At 50.6% G+C, this 19,951-nt stretch carries 12 protein-coding genes and 2 pseudogenes; 11 read left to right on the forward strand and 3 right to left on the reverse strand.

The window, feature by feature from the left end:
* The first annotated feature begins 80 nt into the window (after positions 1-80).
* From J0X12_RS13975 to J0X12_RS13985, 3 genes and pseudogenes are all read left to right on the forward strand, one after another.
* On the forward strand, positions 81-1,076 hold the full coding sequence (locus J0X12_RS13975) for an asparaginase (RefSeq protein WP_207046835.1): 996 nt from the start codon (positions 81-83) through the stop codon (positions 1,074-1,076).
* A gap of 100 nt (positions 1,077-1,176) precedes the next feature.
* The gene (locus J0X12_RS13980) at positions 1,177-2,145 is read left to right on the forward strand and encodes a YeiH family protein (protein ID WP_207046837.1); all 969 of its coding nucleotides are present in this window, start codon (positions 1,177-1,179) and stop codon (positions 2,143-2,145) included.
* 118 nt (positions 2,146-2,263) lie between these two features.
* Positions 2,264-2,908 (forward strand): annotated as a pseudogene (locus J0X12_RS13985) (IS6 family transposase).
* 72 nt (positions 2,909-2,980) lie between these two features.
* Here J0X12_RS13985 and J0X12_RS13990 read toward each other — a convergent pair.
* The 3 genes from J0X12_RS13990 to J0X12_RS14000 all read right to left on the reverse strand — a co-directional run bounded on the left by J0X12_RS13990 (position 2,981) and on the right by J0X12_RS14000 (position 7,444).
* Positions 2,981-4,618, reverse strand: coding sequence for an AMP-binding protein (locus J0X12_RS13990; protein ID WP_207046839.1), 1,638 nt, complete (start codon positions 4,616-4,618; stop codon positions 2,981-2,983).
* Between the two features lie 50 nt (positions 4,619-4,668).
* Complete coding sequence (locus J0X12_RS13995) at positions 4,669-5,766, reverse strand: CaiB/BaiF CoA transferase family protein (protein ID WP_207046841.1); 1,098 nt, start codon at positions 5,764-5,766, stop codon at positions 4,669-4,671.
* 64 nt (positions 5,767-5,830) lie between these two features.
* Entirely contained in the window at positions 5,831-7,444 is a 1,614-nt protein-coding gene (locus J0X12_RS14000) for an AMP-binding protein (protein ID WP_207046842.1), read from the reverse strand.
* A 247-nt stretch (positions 7,445-7,691) separates the two neighbouring features.
* Here J0X12_RS14000 and J0X12_RS14005 point away from each other — a divergent pair, with 247 nt between their 5' ends.
* The 8 genes and pseudogenes from J0X12_RS14005 to J0X12_RS17435 all read left to right on the forward strand — a co-directional run.
* The gene (locus J0X12_RS14005; RefSeq protein ID WP_207046844.1) at positions 7,692-10,997 is read left to right on the forward strand and encodes a carboxyl transferase domain-containing protein; all 3,306 of its coding nucleotides are present in this window, start codon (positions 7,692-7,694) and stop codon (positions 10,995-10,997) included.
* Between the two features lie 66 nt (positions 10,998-11,063).
* Positions 11,064-14,345: a carboxyl transferase domain-containing protein gene (locus J0X12_RS14010; RefSeq protein ID WP_207046846.1), complete on the forward strand. Its 3,282-nt coding sequence runs from the start codon at positions 11,064-11,066 to the stop codon at positions 14,343-14,345.
* Positions 14,346-14,652: 307 nt separating this feature from the next.
* A complete protein-coding gene (locus J0X12_RS14015) occupies positions 14,653-15,729 on the forward strand; it encodes a C4-dicarboxylate TRAP transporter substrate-binding protein (protein ID WP_207046848.1) in 1,077 nt (358 codons plus the stop codon).
* Between the two features lie 5 nt (positions 15,730-15,734).
* Positions 15,735-16,253: a TRAP transporter small permease gene (locus J0X12_RS14020; protein WP_207046850.1), complete on the forward strand. Its 519-nt coding sequence runs from the start codon at positions 15,735-15,737 to the stop codon at positions 16,251-16,253.
* A gap of 33 nt (positions 16,254-16,286) precedes the next feature.
* Positions 16,287-17,594 (forward strand): TRAP transporter large permease, encoded by a 1,308-nt coding sequence (locus J0X12_RS14025; RefSeq protein ID WP_207046852.1) that lies wholly within the window; start codon positions 16,287-16,289, stop codon positions 17,592-17,594.
* Positions 17,595-17,757: 163 nt separating this feature from the next.
* The gene (locus J0X12_RS14030; protein ID WP_237688169.1) at positions 17,758-18,426 is read left to right on the forward strand and encodes a TetR/AcrR family transcriptional regulator; all 669 of its coding nucleotides are present in this window, start codon (positions 17,758-17,760) and stop codon (positions 18,424-18,426) included.
* Positions 18,427-18,592: 166 nt separating this feature from the next.
* Positions 18,593-19,666, forward strand: coding sequence for a phosphotransferase family protein (locus J0X12_RS14035; RefSeq protein ID WP_420497085.1), 1,074 nt, complete (start codon positions 18,593-18,595; stop codon positions 19,664-19,666).
* Between the two features lie 143 nt (positions 19,667-19,809).
* Positions 19,810-19,951, forward strand: a pseudogene (locus J0X12_RS17435) (IS6 family transposase); the annotation flags it as partial.

A 19,951-nucleotide genomic window follows, 5' to 3' on the forward strand; every position in this document is an offset into this window, starting at 1 on the left:
ATAGAAATTTAATTAGAATTACCTTCGCCGAACTAGACATTACATCGGGCGAATTGGATGAACATGGAATGGAGAGTTAGATGAAACCGGTAATTGATGTCATTTCTCTGGGTGGCACAATAGCAATGAAAGACAAGAGCGGATCGGCTGGAGTTGTGCCAACTTTATCAGCCGATGATCTTGTGCAAGCTGTTCCACAACTGGCAGAAATTGCTGCAATCCGAACACATTCACCTTGCAATGTGCCCAGCGCTCATCTGACCTTTGAAGATATTTTTAATGTAGCAAGTAAGATCAGAATGTTGGCGCAAGAGGGATCCGCTGGCTTTGTCATTACACAAGGAACTGACACCATTGAAGAAACAGCTTATGCGCTGGACCTGTTGCTTAGGCTTGAAGTGCCTGTTGTCGTAACGGGAGCAATGCGGAACCCGACAAAGCAAGGAGCCGACGGTCCGGCCAATATACTGGCTGCGGTCCAGGTGGCGGTAGAACCAGCTGCAAAATCTCTTGGTTCTCTTGTCGTGTTCAACGATGAGATACATTCAGCCCAGTTTGTCCGAAAAACGCATACAAGCAATCCATCAACATTTCGATCGGATCCGCTGGGGCCGATTGGTTGGCTGACTGAGGACGAAGTGAGAATACATTTAGAACCAAAAAGCCGACCGGTTCTCGGCTCTAGTGAATTTGATGATGACGTACGGGTTGCGATTATAAAGTTAGGGCTAGGTGACGATGGCAGATTGATCGATGCCGCGGTTACCGCAAGTTATTCCGGGCTTGTCATTGAGGGATTAGGAGGAGGGCATGCATCTGTAAGCGCAGCCAATGCTTTGGAGCGTGCCTGCGCGAAAATACCGGTAGTCCTTGCATCACGTACAGGAGCGGGTGAAGTTCTGACTTCTACATATGGGTTTGTCGGATCAGAAATTGACCTTCTCTCAAAGGGGCTTGTCCCTGCAGGTCGCCTTGATGGATGTCGCGCGAGAGTATTGCTGACTTTGTTGCTTTGCTCAAAAGAAACAAGTGTTGAAAACATTGCCGATGCATTTCTTTCCCATGGAACACAATAGACTATTGATCCTATTAAACAGTCAAAGCCGCTTTTAGCTATCTTTTGCATTGGAGGGTTCCGGGTTGAACGCGTGGCACAGACAAATTTACACTTCCTGTTTGGGGCTATTTCCTGGCCTTCTTCTTTGCCTGACGGTTGCCGCGGCGGCGCGATTTTTATCGGAACATTACCTCGCACCGCAAATGCTGTTTGCATTGTTGTTGGGGATGGCCTTTCATTTTCTCGCAGAAGAGGGAAAATGTGTCGAGGGGGTTGAATTCTCATCGAAAACCGTACTTCGGTTCGGTGTTGCTTTGCTCGGGATGCGACTGACAATCGATGACGTCCTTTCGCTTGGCTGGGCGCCTGTTGGTGTGATTATCAGTGGGGTCGGGGCGACTATAATTGTGGGAATTTTCTTATCTAGATTGCTGGGCCGCCGTCGCCGTTTCGGGACATTGACAGGGGGCGCGGTTGCCATTTGCGGGGCATCTGCCGCGCTGGCCATTTCTTCTGTGTTGCCAAAATCAAAAAACAGCGAAAGAGATACGATCTTTACCGTCATTGCGGTAACGGCCCTCAGTACATTGGCGATGATCCTGTATCCCATTGTGGTCAGTCTTCTGGGGCTTAATGACAGGTTTGCCGGAATATTTCTGGGCGGGACAATCCATGATGTCGCGCAGGTCGTCGGCGCGGGTTACGCTGTGTCTTCTGAAGCCGGGGATATCGCCACAATTACCAAGTTGTTGCGGGTGTCCTTGCTGGTACCGATCGTGCTGATTATCTCACTATGTTTCAAGACGCGACGGGCAGGGGCGTCGGCCGAGTTTCCTTTACCCTTGTTCGTTATCGGATTCTGTTTCTTTGTCGGGCTTAACAGCTTCCAGATTGTTCCAGTGGAGATCAGGGACATGCTGGTCCAGCTATCCTCCTGGTGCCTGGTTATGGCGATAGCAGCTCTGGGGATCAAAACATCATTAAAGGACATGTTGACCATCGGCTATCAGCCAATGCTTCTCATAACACTGGAAACACTGTTCATTGCTGCGTGGGTCCTTCTCGGTGGGGCTTATCTAATTGGCTAATGGTACTGTCGGCACTGTCAGCAGAAAATGGATTGATGGTCATATTTCGTCTGGACGCAATAAAAATGACCCGTTTCGCTATTTCAAGACATCGCCCGAGATCATCCGCCTGGCGGTGATGATGTATGTTCGATTTCCGCTTTCTCTGCGAAATGTCGAAGACCTTCTTCATGAACGAGGCATCGACATTTGTCATGAAACGGTCCGCTATTGGTGGAACAGGTTCGGTCCGTTGTTCGCAGGAGAAATACGTAAGAAGCGGACCCATCCGTCTCAGAATTATTCAAATTGGAAATAGCATCTTAATGAGGTCTTTGTGAAGATCTATGGCGAGACATATTGCCTGTGGCGTGCTGTTGACCACGAGGGGGAAGTGCTGGAAGCCTTTGTTTCCAAGCGCTGCGACCGCAAGGCAGCAATGGTTTTCCTGAAGAAACTTATGAAATGGTATGGAAAGCCGCGCGAAATTGTTACAGATCGTTTAAAGTCATATCGTGCCGCTATGAAGACCATCGGAAATGCTGAGGTTCAAGAGGTTGGCCGGTGGAAGAACAATCGCTGCGAAAACTCACATCTACCATTTCGACGAAGGGAGCAGGCGATGCTACAATTCAGGCGCCTGCGAAGTTTGCAGAAATTTGTCTCAATCTATGCATCCGTCCACAACCACTTCAACCATGAGCGTCACTTAACCAAGCGAAAGACATTCAAGTTTCAAAGAAATGCCGCACTGGCCGAGTGGCAGCAACTCAGCGCGGCATAATAGGGGGCACCTTATCGTCAATTTACGCCAAACGGAGACGAGGGCGCCTTCGTCTGTTAGCACCTTTCTATTTCATGTAAGGTCGCCGATTTTTTCGCGCTTGACGTGGATGCCTGCCTGTTCTCGATCCCAAGTGTCCGCAGTTACGCCCTCTTGACGAAGCAGATGTTTTTGAACTTTTTGAGTGGGCGTCTTTGGTAGATCTTCGAGCACTCTTATATAGCGCGGGATCATGAAATGTGCCATGCGCGGACGTAAAAACTCAATCAAGTTTTCAGGGTCTATGGTGCAACCAGGTACTGGGGCAACGACAACCAAAACTTCGTCCTCTCCAAGGGGGCTCGGCACGCCAACGGCTGCTGCCTCGCGCACATTGGCATAGGCAGTCACTTCATTTTCAACTTCAAACGACGAGATATTTTCGCCTCTGCGGCGGATAGCATCTTTAGCCCGGTCGACAAAAAAGAAATTTCCGTTCTCATCGCGCGTAAAAAGGTCGCCAGTATGAAACCAGCCGTTCCGCCAGGCGTCGGCTGTTGCGGACGGATTGTTGTTATAACCATGATTCAGTCCCCAGGGTTTGTCATCGCGGACAATCATTTCACCGATGGTTCCGACGGGAACTTCGCAATCATTGGAATCGACAAGCCTCACTTCGGCTCCAGGGCGCACCTTGCCGCAGGAACCGACTTTTGAAGGATTACGTTCTGATATCAACTGCCCGCTAATCTCGGTCATATTGAAGGCGGTATAGACATCGACACCAAACCTCTTTCGAAATGCCGTAACATCCTCCGAAAGTGGAACCATAATAACCGTTTTTAATGAATGACTTTGATCGTCAGGACTGTAAGGCGCCTTATTCAAAAATGACGTCATTGCACCAAGCAGGGTTACACAGGTAGTCCCGGACCGTCGAACAGTATCCCAAAATTGATCTGTTTTAAAGGAGTCTACAAGTGCAATAGCTCCACCTTTGGTCAACATGCCATAGACGCTACTTGTGCCGCCTGCATGGAACAACGGCAGATTAATCAAGCGCCTGTCCTCTGAACTAAGCATTTTGTTCAAGCTCGTTGTCATAGTGTACAGATGTAAATATGAAGACAGAACACCCTTGGAGGGTCCGGTTGTTCCAGAGGTATATATTATCGACTGGAGTTCCCAAGGGTCGATGAGGCGGTCCAGCGGTTCAGGAACATCGCCCGGTGACCCAAGCGCATCTATACTGAACACTGTCAATTGCTCCATTTCGGCAGAGCCGCCAACCACGACGACCGTCTCCAAATTTGCCAGGTCAATGCCTTTCAGACGATCGATGAGGTCAACATGTGTGATAAGAACTTTCGCGTCAGAGTTTTTAATAACATGCTCAAGCAAGCCGCCGCGATATGCCGTATTGATGGGAACATAAACTGCGCCAATGTAATTAATGCCGAACCAGCAACGCAGCATTAATGAACTGTTGGGCAACCAGACCACCACCCGGTCACCTCGATTTACGTTGAGCTTTTGTAATCCTGACGCAGTTCGTAGGGCTTCTTGCTGAGTGCGTCGATAGGACCAAGTCTCTTCGCCTTCGAACCATGCAAAGTCTTGCTCCGGGACTTCATCGGCTAACCGATCGAGGATATGACGCAATACACACTGATCGCGTGCCGGAATGCGCGGATCAGGGAATGGTTGGCCTGGCGAGCTTGTCAACGGCATTTATCTTCTCCTGCTGTAATCTGGATTTTTGCTTTTTTTAAGTCAGGCCGCTACGGCGCTTCCTTTTCTACCAATTCATTTAGAATTTCTTCGGTATGGAGACCCGTTCGTGTGAGTGGCCTGCCAACCGCTGACGGTGTTCTGGAAAATCGGGGTGCAACGTTTGTCTGTAGGGTGTCCTCGACAGTAACGACGGTCTCCCGGGCCTTAATATGCGGATGATTTGCTACTTCGGCAAAAGATAGGACGGGAGCGAAGCAAACATCGGTTCCTTCTAACAAGTCGCACCAGTCAGCACGGGTGCGGCTGCGGAAAAGTTCGCGCAATTTGGCTGTCATTCTGGGCCAGCTTTCCTGGTTCATTTGCTGTTCCCACAGGGGGTCATTTAGCTCCAGTTTGTCCTTTAACATTGAGAAAAACTGCGGTTCGATACTGCCGATAGAAATATACTCGCCGTCTGATGTCTCGTATATATTGTAGTAGGGCGCGCCACCGTCGATCTGGTTCGAGGCACGCTCATCGTTCCATCTGCCTTCCGACACGCGCGTCAGGAAGGTTCCAGCCAGCGAGGTGGCCCCATCCACCATCGCGGCATCTATAACCTGCCCCTTGCCGGACCTGGAGCGTTCAAATAGGGCGGCGCAAATCCCCATGGCCAGATAAAGCGAACCGCCACCAAAATCGCCGATAAGGTTGAGCGGAATAGACGGGGCGCCGCCTTGAGGGCCGATTGCCGCCAGCGCACCGGTTAAGGAAATATAGTTGATATCATGCCCGGCTGACTGGGCGAGGGGGCCTTCCTGGCCCCATCCCGTCATACGGCCGTAAATCAAGGCAGGGTTGCGTTCAAGGCAAATGTCAGGTCCAAGGCCTAGCCTTTCCATTACCCCCGGGCGAAATCCTTCAATTAATGCGTCTGAGTGTTTGACGAGACGCAGGGCAGTTTCCAAGTCGGCCGGGTTTTTCAAATCCAGGGCGATCGAACGCTTGCCGCGCGAAAATGTAGAAGTCGAAGGTTCTAGCTCCGCGGATACCCGATCGACGCAAATTACATCGGCCCCCATGTCCGCCAGGAGCATGCCGCAAAATGGTCCTGGACCTATGCCCGAAAATTCAATCACTTTAAGACCTGAAAGGGGTCCTCCCATTTTACTCACTCCAAATTTTTGTTGTAATAATTAGCCTTTGTCGCTGAAGCAGGTGGTGACCTTGCTATTCAACAAATCGATTGTTTTCGCAGTCGTAGGTTTGCTGATTTAGGGCGTTTTTCCTGAGCTCTACCTTAAGCACTTTTTCTGTCGGCGTTTTTGGCAATGCGTCTAGGAACTCTATATATCGTGGTAACATGAATTTCGGCATGCGTGGTTCCAGGAACGCGATCAGGTCGTCATGACTGACTGAATGGCCGGATTTAACCGCTACACAAGCTTTGACATCGTCATCCGTGTGATCGCTGACGACCTTGATCGCCGCTGATTCAAATACCGCCGGATGGGCATTGATCTCCCGTTCAATCTCAAAGCTGGAGATATTTTCACCTTTTCTCCGGATCGCATCATTATTGCGATCGCAAAAGACCAATTGTCCGTTTGGTGCCAAGCGCATTAGGTCGCCGGTATGGAACCAGCCGTTGCGCAATGCCTTATTGGTTGCATCAGGCATATTCACATAACTCTGCATGGTCATCCAGGGCTCCTTGGTTCGCACAATTAGCTCGCCCACGTCTCCCGGTGAGACTTCCATGTCGTGTTCGTCGACAATGCGTACTTCGATGTCATCGCGGACAAAGCCAGCATAGCCGGGTATTCCCTCGCCCATTGGCGCGGCAGATACGACAGACGCCTCAGTTGATCCGTAGGCGGTTAAAACACCACTGATACCAAAGCGTTCCTTGAACTTGTCCAAACCAGCAATGACCGGTGTGATACCGATTTTCTTGATGGGCTGGCTTTTATCATCCGGTCGTTCCGGCTGGTTTAGAAGAAACTGGGCAATGGTTCCGAGCATTCTGGTGCAGGTGCCGCCGTATTCGCGCGCGCTGTCCCAGAATGTGCTGGCGGAAAAGCCGGGTAAAACAACGGTTGAGGCGTTGTAAATGAAAGCGCCATATATACCGCCCCATTTCGCGGTCACGTGAAAAAGTGGCAATACGACCAGACTGACATCTTCAGGCGTGACGACATCCTGCTGGACAATAGCGGCGTAGCCATAAGCCTGCGCATGAGCGATCATCGCTCCCTTTGAAGGTCCGGTTGTCCCAGATGTATAGATAATTGAAATTATGTCCCATGGCTTGACGTCGTCAATTGCTTCGTGACGGCGCGCGAGTTCGTCATAGGCAATGAGTTTAATTCGCGACGGTATCCCGTGGTCTGAAGTTATTTTCCCACGCACGATGACGATGTCCAGGACCTCTAGATCACTCGAAATCTCGGCAAGGCGCTCCAGGTATTTATCCTCAATTATCATGATGTTGGCGTTCGTCGTCTCGATCACATGAGCAAGTAATGATCCGCGGTAAGCGGTATTGATCGGAACTTCAATTCGTGCCGTCAAACCCAAACCAATCGAAAGGCACACAAAGTCAGCAGTATTGTCCAGCATCGCCAAAACCGACTTTTGCCGGCCAAGTCCCAGATCAATAAGGGCGCCCGCAAGTGATATGCCCTCATCGACGAGTTCGCGGTAGGTAAGGGTGCGCGAAGGGTCACGTAGGGCGACTTTATCAGGGGTTACCTCTATCGCGGATTTCATCACGGTACTTAACGTCCGTTCCATCATAGGGGGTAGTTTCACCTTGAACCGAGGCGTTTGTTCAACTCTCATGGACATCTCCCGTAAATAGCGTGTTGGAAAGACCGCATTTCCAGTTACCCAACCCTGTTGGCTGTGAGCGATAGATCGTCACGCTTCAACTTTCTTGATTGTTCTTTCGTCCAGTCTATAAATAAATTGGTAGACAAATCAATTTTTATTTTGATAATTGCCATTGAAAAAATTTGTGGAGAATGAAGGCAGGGATGTAACTGCTTACAGAGATATTTTCTCTCCCAAAAAACCAAAAGAACGGAGTATGACCTTGTCACTTAGTGCCGTATTGATTGCAAATCGCGGTGAGATATCAGTGCGTATCGCGCGTGCCCTGGCCGAATTGGAAATCGAGAGTGTTGCAATCTATGCTTCTGACGATTCCGATTCCCAGCATGTTCAAATAGCTGATCGTTCAGTTGCATTGCCGGGCCGAGGCGTGGCGGCTTATCTGGATATCGATGCAATTATCGCCATCGCGAAGAGTGCGGGATGCGATGCGGTGCATCCCGGTTATGGCTTTTTGTCAGAAAGTGCCGCCTTTGCACAGGCATGTGAAGATGCCGGCCTTACCTTTGTCGGACCAACACCAGAGATGCTCTCAAGCCTTGGTGATAAAGCCGCCGCCCGGCTTCTTGCGATAAATCTTGGGGTGCCCTTACTGCCTGGCACCAATACCACTACGTCGGTGGAGGAAGCGCACGCTTTCCTGAAAAACATCGATGATGGCAGCAGCGTAATACTTAAGGCGTTGTTTGGTGGTGGCGGCCGCGGAGCCCGGGTTGTTCATAAGAAAGAAGATCTGGATGCGGCTTTTGCGTCCTGTGTGGCAGAAGCAGAAAAAGCGTTTGGCAATGGGGAGCTGTATGTCGAACAATACCTGTCTCATGCTCGGCATATAGAAGTACAAATTCTCGGCGATGGTCAAGGCGGACTTGTTCACCTGGGCGAACGTGATTGTACATTGCAACGGCGACATCAGAAGCTAGTTGAGTTTGCGCCTGCGCCTGGCTTATCACCGGAAATTCGCGACGCGCTATGCCGTGATGCCCTGAAGATGGCGGCCGAGGTTGGCTATCGCGGGGCCGCTACTTTCGAGTTTCTTCTCGATTCCGATAAAGGAGATCGCTATTGGTTCCTGGAAGTTAACCCGCGCATTCAGGTCGAACATACAGTAACCGAAGAAGTCAGCGGCGTTGATCTGGTACAGGCGCAACTTCGGATCGCGGCGGGAGAAAGTCTTGCCGATATCGGACTGTCGCAAGCCCAATTTGTCACACCGTCGCGATATGCTGTGCAAGTGCGCTTGAATATGGAACGTCTAGACTCTACCGGCGAAATCTTTCCTGCAAGCGGAACTCTGTCTCGATATGATATGCCCTCCGGGCCGGGGGTTAGAATTGACGGCTTCGGCTATTCCGGCTACCGGGCTTCCCCGACATACGACACATTGCTTGCCAAAGTCATCGTTTCCGTCGGTAATTCTACCCAAGATGGCTTTCATCGGTTGATAACAAAGGCACAGCGTACGCTGAAGGAATGTCATATAGGCGGAATTGATACCAACCTGTTTTTTCAAAGAGCCCTTTTTGACCATCCTGCGCTCGCTGAAAATGTTTTTTACACTCGCTTCATCGAAGAACATAACGCGGAGCTCGTGGCCCGCGCGATCGAGATGCAACAAACATCCCAGTCGAGCGTCGCGCCGGCAGCAGAGGCAGAAACAACGGTCGTTGTCGCGCCTCCTGGCAGTGTCGCCGTATCGGCGCGCTTGTTTGGAATCCTTGCGGATGTCTTGGTCACTGAAAATGAGATTGTCCGGCAGGGTCAGCCAGTCGCCCTGATAGAGGCTATGAAAATGGAGCATATCGTGACGGCGCCAGAAGGGGGGACGGTTACGAAACTGCTGCTCGAGCCCGGAATGCAAACCGAGCCAGAAGCTGCCCTTATGTTTATCGACCAGACAAACGCTCCTGAAGATGGTGAGATGGTGGATGAAGTGCAATCGATCGACGCGATCCCACCTTCGCTGGCGGAACTATTCGAACGTAAAAAAACGTTGTATGACGAAAACCGGCCCGAAGCGGTGGCGAAGCGCCGAAAAACAGGTCAGCGCACGGCACGGGAGAATGTCGCGGATATATGCGATCCCGGTACTTTTAGAGAATATGGCGGTCTGGCGCTTGCAGAACAACGAACCCGTCGCACCGAAGAGGAACTGATCCGACTAAGCCCGGCGGATGGACTAATCGCCGGAACAGCCCGGGTTAATTCGAGTGACTTTTCTGGTTCGAAAAGTCGTTGCGCCGTTTTTGCGTATGATTATACGGTCTTTGCCGGCACGCAGGGGCGCACAAATCATAAAAAAATGGATAGGGTTTTTGAAATCGCGCGTCGTGAAAACCTGCCCATGATTATCTTCGCGGAAGGCGGTGGTGGTCGCCCTGGAGATGTGGACAGTATACTTGTTTCCGGTATGATCACGACAACCTTTACCACTTTAGCACGACGGAGCGGCCGGGCTCCAATCATCGGGATAGGCTCAGGACGGTGTTTTGCCGGCAACGCCGCTATCCTGGGTTGCTGCGATGTCATCATCGCTACCCAAAACTCCAACATTGGTATGGGCGGGCCGGCAATGATCGAAGGCGGTGGGCTCGGTGTGTTTCGCCCCGAGGAAATCGGGCCCGTTGATATTCAAACCGCAAATGGCGTGATTGACATACTGGTAGAAGATGAGGAAGAGGGTGCCGCCGTCGCACGTAAGTATCTGTCTTATTTTCAGGGGCCGATCGATGATTGGGATTGCGCGGATCAGCGTCGGCTGCGTCATTTGGTGCCCGAAAATCGCAAAAGAGCCTTCGATACGCGCCGCGTAATCGAAACGATTTGCGATACCGGATCTGTTCTTGAAATGCGTCCGACCTTTGGTGAAGGAATGATCACCGCACTGGCACGGATTGAAGGACGACCCTTCGGTCTTATCGCGAACAACAGCCAGCATTTATCCGGAGCAATCGACAGTGATGGCGCCGGGAAAGCGGCTCGGTTCATCGAGTTATGCAATACCTATGATCTGCCGATCGTATCGCTGTGCGATACACCCGGGTTTATGGTTGGACCCGATTCAGAAGCGACGGCAGCGGTACGTCATTTTTCGCGTTTCTTTATAAAGGCTGCCGCTCTCGAGGCTCCACTGACAACAATAGTATTACGTCGGGCCTATGGGCTTGGAGCTATGGCAATGGGAGGTGGTGACTTTCGAGCGCCGAACTACGCAGTGTCTTGGCCCTTGGGAGAATTCGGCGGCATGGGGCTTGAAGGTGGCGTGAGGCTGGGTTTCAGGCGGGAACTTGAGGCGATTGAGGACCCGATTGAGCGCGAAGCCGCATACCAGAAAATGGTAGATGCAGCGTATAAGAAGGGCAAGGGGTTGAACGTCGCGGCGCATTTTGAGGTTGATGATGTGATCGACCCCGCAGACACCCGCACAGTAATCACAGCCATGCTCAGCGGATATGAATCGCGGCCCTGGGGCTCGGTTTCACACCACTATATTGATCCTTGGTAGATATGTTGGGCAAACAATGAACATGGCGCAGCACGCAAAATAATGACAACGGGTGAGAATTTTTGAATGTTTAAAAAGATTTTGATAGCAAATCGGGGCGAGGTAGCCATCCGTATTGCGCGTGCGGCAAGTGAAATGGGCATCGGTACAGTAGCGGTATTTGCTCCGGAAGATGCGGAGTCCTTGCATCTTAGTCAGGCGGACCAGGCTGTTGCATTGCCTGGTCGCGGAGCTGCCGCCTATCTCGATATTGCGGCAGTGATTGAAGTTGCAGTTGAAGCTGGTTGTGATGCGATACATCCGGGATATGGGTTTTTGTCGGAGAGTGCCGAATTCGCAAGAGGCTGCGCCAACGCACAGCTGACGTTCATTGGTCCGCGCCCTGAGGCCCTCGCACTGCTGGGGGATAAGGGTCGAGCCCGTCGTCTGGCGCGTGAACTTGGCGTGCCGCTGGCAGAAGGTAGCGTTGGCGAGACGGATCTGGAAGAAGCCAGGCAGATTATGGAGGGATTTGGTGGACGCCCAGCCATGATTAAAGCGCTGGCTGGCGGTGGGGGGCGCGGCATGCGGGTAGTCGATCAGATCGCGGATCTTGAGGATGCCTTCGTTCGGGCGGGATCGGAAGCTCAAGCCGCTTTCGGGTCGAGTGCCCTGTATATTGAGGAGCTAATACGTCCTTCACGCCATGTTGAGATACAGATTGCTGGTGACGCCGAAGATAATGTGATCCATTTGTTCGAGCGTGAATGCAGTCTTCAACGTCGTCAGCAAAAGTTGATCGAGTTTGCGCCAGCGCCCAATCTGGATCCTGCACTTCGCAATCGGATCGCGGAGGCCGCCGTGGAGCTGGCCCGGGCGGCTAAGATACATACGCTTTGCACCATGGAGTTTTTGATTGATACCACCCAGGAGTCGGGGCGGTTTGTCTTTATGGAAGCCAACCCGCGATTGCAGGTAGAGCATACTGTCACCGAAGAGGTAATGGGGGTAGATCTGGTGCAGACTCAGATCAGGCTTGCGGCTGGACAAAGTTTGGCGTCAATGGGGCTTACCCAGGAGAACATTGGCCGTCCGCGTGGCATGGCCGTTCAAATGCGCGTCAACATGGAGCGCATTTCCGCCGACGGGACAACTATGCCCACAGGGGGCACATTGCGGGCCTACGGTCCTCCCGGAGGTGCTGGTATACGCGTAGAAAGCTTTGGTTACTCGGGTTATAAAACAACTTCGGCCTTTGACTCGCTGTTAGCCAAGGTGATTGCCTTCGCGCCTTCCGGAAAGTTGAACGATGTCCTGTCTCGCGGATATCGCGCTTTGTCGGAATTTCACATTGAAGGCGTGGAAACCAATTTGGGTTTCTTGCAGAGCTTGCTGCAACGGCCTGAAACCAGGGCCGGGGATATGGATACAGGGCTTGTAGAGCGATGCGCAAAGGCGATTGTCGAGGCTGATGAACAACATCCCCAGCTGTTTTGCCATACTCATGTGCAGGAGGGAGCGTCACAGGTCGGAAATCCAGCCGAGATCGTTGGCCCGGAGGGAACTGCCGCCATGAATGCCCCCGTAGGCGGGCTGCTGGTCGACATTTTGATTGCTGAAGGCGAGTCCGTCGCAAAGGGGCGCAAAGTGGCCGTGATTGAGGCAATGAAGATGGAGCATGTGATTACCGCCGAGCATTCGGGCGTGGTCCGTATTGTTTCAGGGACCAAAGGAGTAACAATAGAACCGGGTCAATCGCTTTACTTCTTTGATCCCGTTGAGCTCGATGGAACGGAAAGCGAGATTGCCGAGGAAGATGAGGTTGATACGAGTACTGCGCAGGCAATTGAAAGCGCCCGTTCGACAAAGCTGGCTATTATGGATGAACAACGTCCGGACGCTGTTGCCAAACAACACAAGCGTGGATCCCTCATGGCGCGGGAGCGGATCGAGTATCTGTGTGACGCGGGAAGCTTTAAGGAAATCGGCAGCCTGGTCAGGAACCCCGCCCTTACGAGTCCTGCCCCAGCAGATGGAATTGTCGCCGGGTCTGCCCGGATAGATGGGCGTCCGGTAATGGTGGTCTCCCAGGATTTTACGGTTTATGGCGGAAGTGCAGGGCATCTTGGGAGCGATAAAATGCTGCGCATTGTGCAGCTCTCAGAAAAATACGGCTGCCCACTGGTCATGTTGCTGGATGGAGGTGGACACCGAATACAAGATGGTCAGAATTCGCGGTCATATGCGCGGTCTCGAGAACTATTCGCGACCTTTGCTCGAATGACCGGCTGGGTGCCAATCGTGTCCGCGGTTTTAGGGTTCGGTTTCGCCGCAAACACCAATTATAGCGCAATGGCCGACCTGGTCCTGATGGTGAAAGGTAAGTCGACCATGGGGTTGGCAGGACCGGCTTTGGTGAAGGCGGGTACGGGTGAAGTGATAGATGCGAACGATCTGGGGGGTGCCGAACGGCAGGTGGATCGTAATGGACTTGCGGATCTCGGGGTGGAAAGTGAGGAGGAAGCTCTGGATACATTGAAGCATTTTCTGTCTTATCTGCCCTCAAATGCGCAAAGCCCGGCTAACTCAATTGAGACGGGATCCATCGCTGAAGACCAGTCTAGGCTCGACAAGATTGTATCCGCTAACACGAGGAAGGCGTATGACATGCGCCAGGTGATCGAAGTTCTTTCCGATAAGGAAAGTGTTTTCGAAATCAAGCCTACCTTTGCCCAGAATATTATTACAGCACTCGCCCGGATCGATGGCCGGCCGGTCGGCTTTATTGCCAACCAACCGCTGCATCTCAGCGGAATGCTCAATTCTAATGCATGTGAAAAGGCGGCGCGGTTTATTTCCTTGTGTGATGCCTATGGAATACCCTTGATCTATCTGGCGGATATTCCGGGAATGTCGATAGGGAGCCCGGCTGAGGATACCAATCTCGGCCGACGAAGTGCCAAGATGTTGTTTGAACTTGGCAATGCAACAGTTCCACGCATTTCCGTAGTTTTGCGTAAAGGCTATGGGCTGGGATATTTGGCGATGGCGGGTGGGCGCAGCTTCGATGCGGATGCATGTTTCATTTGGCCGACTGCCGAAATTTGTGCCATGTCGGTTGAGGGCTCGGTAGATGTTGCCTATTCCAAGAAATATCTCAATGCACCTGACCCGATGGCGCGCCGGCAAGAGCTGATCGATGAAATCCGGTCCGAAGTGGACCCAATCAAGGCCGCAGAGGGATTTGGCGTGGACGAACTGATTGAGCCGTCGGAGACCCGATCCCGGATTATAGACATTCTTGCGCGCGCTCCAGCGCGTCGTCCTTCTCGACAACCACCGAAATTCCGTTCTATTTCACCTATTTAGTGTAAATTTATGAGAGTTTATATTAGTAATCCAATGGTATCTCGGCGAAAGGCAGGAGGCTGGAATTTCCGGCGTAGACAACATGTCAATATTAATTGTTAGATTGACCAATTAATATTGACATTAGGGGAATTCGGTGGATAACATGCAGTTATGCTTATGCGAAAACTAAGAGAAAATTGTCGTACAGCTTAAGTCTATGGGCGAGAGTGCGGCGCTAAGAATAAATATAACGAACGAAACCGTTCAGGGAGGAATAATCATCATGATAATGTCTAAGTGCGTCTCTATGGCTATCGGAGTAACAATGGCCGCAGGACTTAGTTTCGCTGCAAATGCAACGGAACTTAAGTATGTATTTGGCGGCAGTGGGTCGGGTTTATCGGATGGGGCACAGAAATTTGCGGATGTTCTAGCCGAAGAAACGGAAGGACGTTATACAGCCAAAGTTTATATCGGAAATCTATTCGGCTATAAAGAGACCAACGGTGCTCTCAGTGAAGGATTGGGGGATGTCGGCTTCCTAGTCGCTCCTTATTTTCGCGCTGAATATCCACAAACCAACCTGATTGCCGACCTTGCGACAGCCAGCTCAAATCCCTATGCGGCGACCGGCGCGCTAAACGAATATTATATGAGCTGCAAAGCCTGTATTGAGGAATTCAAAGCGCAAAACCAGGTGATGACCGGGACCATGGCAATCGGACCGTATTACATGTATTCCAAGCCCAGGATTGACTCGCTGGAAACCATGGAAGGCCAGAAAATCCGTGGTTTCGGAACTTTCGGACGGTGGGTCTCGGAAATGGGTGGTTCTGCCTCAAATATCTCATCCAATGACGTCTATAGTGCAATGAGCCAGGGTGTACTCAGTGGGTCAACTCATACTCCCTACACAATCATCAATCTCTCTATGGGCGAAGTAACAGACTATTTGCTGGATGCGCCAATCGGTTTGGGGATGGGGAATGCGCTGTTCAGCACTAACCTCGATGTTTGGAAGGAGTTGTCTGATGAGGACAAGCGTGGATACCTGAAAGCGGTCGCCTATGGAAATGCAACAGCAACGGCGAAGTACCAGGCCTCCAACCTGATGGTTCTTGAAAGCAAGCCGGGCGAGTATGGCGTCGAAATTATCAAGCCCCAGGCGGATCTCTTGGCGAAGCATGAAGAATTTCGCAAAAAGGATATTGACCTGATCGTAAAAACCGCCGTGGAAAAATATGGCATTGCGGATGCGGAAGAACGTAAAGACCGTTTCCTTGAACTGATCGCCAAATGGGAAAAACTGGTCGAGACGATTGACTACAAGGATCCGGAAGCGTTGGGAAAACTTTATAATGACGAAGTTTTCTCGAAGGTTGACGTCACACAGTTCAACTAAATTCGATGATCAGTTTTTTCGACAAAACTGTCACCAGACTTGTTGCTGCCTCGACGGGTGTCGGGGCAGTAATTTTGATCCTGATGATGATACAGGTTGTGGCGGATGTTATCGCGAGCAACCTTTTCAAAAGTCCGATACCTGCGAACTCTGTCGTCGTTACCAACTATTATATGGTTGCGGTTGTCTTTCTTCCAATTGCGTTGGCTGAGTTGCGTGACGATAATATTACCGTCGAGATCGTCTATCAAATGATGTCGCGGAAAGTTAAAAATTGGACAATGTATTTCTCCTGGATACTTAGTCTGATTGTTTGCTCCTGTCTCATTGTTAGCTTGTCACAGGCAGCAATCAAGAAGATGAATAGTGGTGCGTTCGTACTTGAGCAGGAGATTAACTTTATAATCTGGCCTACCTACTTCATTCTGCCGGTCAGTTTTGCCCTCATGGCGCTTGTCGTCGTGAGGCATATGATGATAGGGCCCGAATCCGTCGAGGCCGAGGCGTTACGGCGCGGCCTCTAATTAATAAGAACAATATGCGGTGGAGGGAAAACCTTGGAAAGCGAAATCATTGGACTAATCGGCCTTTTGGTTGTGATGGGGCTGCTGCTCTTGCGTGTACCGATTGCCGTAGCCCTGATTTGCGTGTCTTTTGTGGGCATCAGCCTCATACTTGGGACAAAGCAGGCTTGGGGCATATTGTCGGTTATCCCGTATAATTTTGCGGCTAAATGGACATTATCCTCAATTCCCATGTTCCTTCTCATGGGATTTATGGCGCATCACGGCGGGTTGACCAAAGGGTTGTTCGCGGCTGCGCGTCTTTGGTTGTCTCGACTTCCGGGTGGCCTGGCGGTAGCGGCTGTGCTCGGCTGTTCAGGGTTCGCCGCCGTATCTGGTTCCAGTGTAGCCTGTGCTGCAGCGATGGGGAGAATTGCGGTTCCCCAGATGATTAAGTACAACTATGCGCCAACGTTAGCTACCGGCGCGGTTGCCGCTGGCGGGACACTCGGGGCCTTAATCCCGCCGAGCATCCTGCTAATTCTTTTCGGTATTTTCACTGAAACATCTATCAATCTCTTGTTTATAGGCTCCATTGGTGTCGGTGTTTTTTCCGCCGCAGCTTATGTGCTCATGATTGTCGTACGGGCCTGGCTTAATCCGGAATTGGCACCGCCGGTGGATGACAATCCAAGCTGGGGCGAGAGAATATCAATTCTGACCGAAGTATGGCCGGTTATTGTGCTCTTCGCTGTTGTTCTGGGCGGTATGTTCAGCGGTTTATTCACTGCGACGGAAGCGGGCGCTGTGGGCGCTTTCATGACAATCGTCATCAGTTTTATAAAGAAAACACTGACATTTACTGCCCTGAAGGCCACATTGGTCGAGACTCTTACAACCACGGCCAGCCTTTTCTTTATTGCCATTGGGGCGAGCCTGTTTATCCGTTTCCTGACCTTTGCCGGCACAGATGATCTGATCGCGGACATTATCCTGCAATTGGGAACCGATCGCTTTCTGCTGATCCTTGGCCTGATTGGGGTCTATATCATTATGGGCATGTTTATTGACCCCTTGGGGACGATGCTTTTGACTATTCCCCTCGTGATGCCGGTGCTGGACAAGCTTGATATCCCCCTGGTTTGGTTTGGCGTGTTTTTGGTCAAAATGCTGGAAATTGGTATGATCACACCGCCGATCGGGTTAAATGTGTTTGTATTGAAGACGGTGGTAGAGCGAGACATTACTCTTGGCATCATTTTCAAGGGAGTCATGTGGTTTATCGCGGTCGATATTCTGGTTGTTCTTCTGATGATATTTTTCCCCCAACTGGTACTTTATTTGCCAAGCATTGCGAGTTAGGGCATGCCTGTGATCAAGGGAATTAAAAAAAGTATGAATTGTAGGCAGATGTCGGATTTGTATCAGTTGCCGGATTTAATATTTTGGGTCCCCGGCATTGCTTGAACCCAATTTGGTTTTCCAAGTATAATATTTTAATTTATAGGCGAAATATTTGAAGGATATGAAGCAATTTAAAGGCAAGAGAAAAGGTCCGGGACGCCCCGCCAAAGCACTAGCTCAGGATAATGATTCTCGTGAGTTGTTGCTTGCAGTTGCCGCAAAACAATTTGCGCGTTATGGATATGACGGCGTAACGACTGTCGCTATCGCCAAGGCGGTAGGTGTTCGGCAATCGATGGTTCATTACCACTTCAAGTCCAAGGCGTTGCTCTGGGAAGAAACCATCCATTATATTATGCGAAAGCGTAAGGCCTTATTTCCTATAAATGATCCATCGATAACAAATTTGCCACCGGTTGAACGTATTAAGACCCATATCCGCCTTCTTTTCGATGCGTCGATTCAAGAGCCCGAATATGGCCGGATTTTTCAATATGAAGCGATTGTTGGGGGAGAACGGTTCCAGTGGTTAATGGACCAGTATGTTCGTCGGTCAGTTGCGATCATTGACCGGACAATTGCCGAGGCTGTTGAATCCGGTGAAATTCGGAATCTTCCGGTTGAACATCTAACGGCCATAATAAGCGTGCCGCGTTATCTTAGTATCGTCTTTGAATCTGTTGTTCGTGATATTCATAATATTGATATGCCCACACAAGATTACTTGTCCGACCTGTGTGAGACCTACATAGACGTTTTATTTAATGGCCTGCTGCACACTCCTGGTTAATTCTCCGCTCTCTAGTCAAGAACTCTGACCATTAAGCACCTCCGGAAAAATATTTGATTTGGACGTGATTTGAAAATGGCGTCTGTTGCCTTCTCGTTCGGCTTTATATAAATTGGTTAGGCTATTAATAAAAATTGAAAGAGTATGTATAAAAGGGAACTACAAAATGAGCGCAGGGGAGGAGGCCAATGGTGTTGGTAAAATGACAACAGGAGGCGAAAGCCATCAGATTAATGTTGCGCGACTTGATAGCTGGATGCGCGAAAACATCGAAGATTATACGGGACCCCTGCAGGTCACAAAATTTGCGGATGGACAATCAAACCCGACATTCAAGATCGAGACGAACGGGGATACCTATGTCCTTCGGCGTAAACCGATTGGGAATTTGGTAGCCTCCGCGCATGCTGTGGACAGGGAGTTCAGGGTGATATCCGCGTTGCAGGCGCAAGGGTTTTTGGTCCCGCGCACCTATGCTCTCTGTATGGACGACTCGGTTATTGGTTCTGCATTTTATGTGATGGCCATGATTGAAGGGCGGGTGTTCACAGACCAGCTTTTACCCGATGTTGCATTTGAAGATCGGCGTGCCATTTTCGTGTCGCAGGCTGAAACCCTGGCAAAATTACACAGTTATGATCCTGCTCAAATTGGCCTGGCTGATTACGGGAAGCCAGGAAACTACTTTGAACGCCAAGTTCGGCTCTGGCAGCGGCAATATCGCGCTGCGCAGGATCGGGATATTCCGGAAATGGAAAAAATGCTCGAATGGCTTCCCCAATCGGTGCCGACACAGCAGAGTCTCTCTATCGTTCATGGGGACTATAAATTACACAATGTCATGTTTCATAAGACCAGTCCAAAGGTGGAGGCAGTTCTGGATTGGGAGTTGTCCACGACCGGGGATCCTTTGGCCGATTTGAGCTATATGCTTATGCAATGGATTCGCAATGACGAATTGTTCGGTGGTCTGGCGGGGGTAGATCTCGCGGCATTGAACATTCCAACCTTGCAGGAAATGGCGGAAATTTATTGTAACGCTGCCGGGCGCACCGAAGTTCCTGACCTAAATTGGTATTTTGCATTCAATATGTTCCGACTGGCTGGAATTTCCCAGGGTATCGTTGGCCGTATCAAGGCTGGAAATGCGTCTTCAGAGAAGGCTCATATAGCGGCTGGTCGAATTGTACCCTTAGCCAAGTCAGCCTGGGAATATGCCCAAAAGGCCGGCGCAAAATAAGGGGCTTTACCTGTATAAGATGGCTTTGTCAGAAGAAAATAGCTTGTCGTTCTAATTGTCATTTTCTACTCTCCTTGAATGAAAATCATAATCCATTCCGGTATTTCAAAACCTCACCCGAGATCATCCGCCTTGCGGTGAAGATGTATGTCAGGTTTCCCTTTTCACTCCGCAATGTTGAAGACCTTCTTCATGAACGAGGCATCGACATTTGTCATGAAACGGTCCGCTATCGGTGGAATAGATTTGGCCCCCTGTTTGCGCGCGAGATCCGAAAGAAGCGAC

Source organism: Sneathiella sedimenti (assembly GCF_017313765.1).
GTDB classification, from domain to species: Bacteria; Pseudomonadota; Alphaproteobacteria; order Sneathiellales; family Sneathiellaceae; genus Sneathiella; species Sneathiella sedimenti.